Below are 841 nucleotides of genomic sequence, written 5' to 3'. Positions count from 1 at the left end.
GCTCTAATTCTCTGCTTTAGCTGTCGCAGCTTCCAATTCGACGTCGACCACGGAACTGCGCTCATCCAACTTAATAAACAGAGCCAGTACACCCATTGCCGCCATCACCCAGAAAATGTTCGCGCCCCACAATTCATAACCCCAACCACTCAGAGTGGTCATCAATGCGATAAACGCACCAAGCGGAATCGCATTATAGAGTGCTTGCAGTGCCACCATCTTATTCTCTTCTTCAGATTGGATGTACTGAATGGCAGCAATGTGCGCCATTGCGAATGTCACACCATGCAGCAACTGCACTAATACCAAACCAAAGATATCGGTTGTCGATGCCGTAATACCCCAACGCGCAATCACACCCAGTGCAGCAATAACAAATAGCGTTCTGAGTGCCGTGCCAGAGAAGAGATGCTTACTTAATGCAAACACCCCCACTTCAGCCACGACCCCTAAGCTCCACAAGTAGCCGATGATGGCTTCGGAGTGGCCCGCTTCCTTCCAATAAATAGCACTGAAACTGTAGTAAGCAGCGTGACTACCTTGCAATAACGCCATCAACGCAAGGAACTTCACAACCGAGCGCTCACGCATCAACGCTCCTAACTTTGGACGTACTTGGTGCTGTTCGGATTGCGTCACTGGCATCAGGTTCGGGTTTCTCATTGCCAGTATCAGAGATACAAACACCCCAGCCAATGCCGTATACAAGATCATATCGGTGCCAAACTGTGCCACCAGATAACCAACCACGGTCGAGCCAGCAATAAATGCAACCGAACCCCAAAGTCTTGTGCGGCCATAATCCAACTACTACAGTCGACTTAAGGTGTTGGATTATGGC

General features: G+C 49.5%; 1 pseudogene. It reads right to left on the bottom strand.

From position 1 onward, the window contains the following. Positions 1 to 3: 3 nt before the first annotated feature. Positions 4 to 807: pseudogene (locus tag KIV40_RS32130) on the bottom strand (3-phenylpropionate MFS transporter); the annotation flags it as partial. Positions 808 to 841 lie beyond the last annotated feature (34 nt).

The organism is Vibrio sp. D173a, assembly GCF_030248475.1.
The sequence above is the reverse complement of the archived record's forward strand: the minus strand, read 5'-3'. Positions and strand labels throughout refer to the sequence as shown.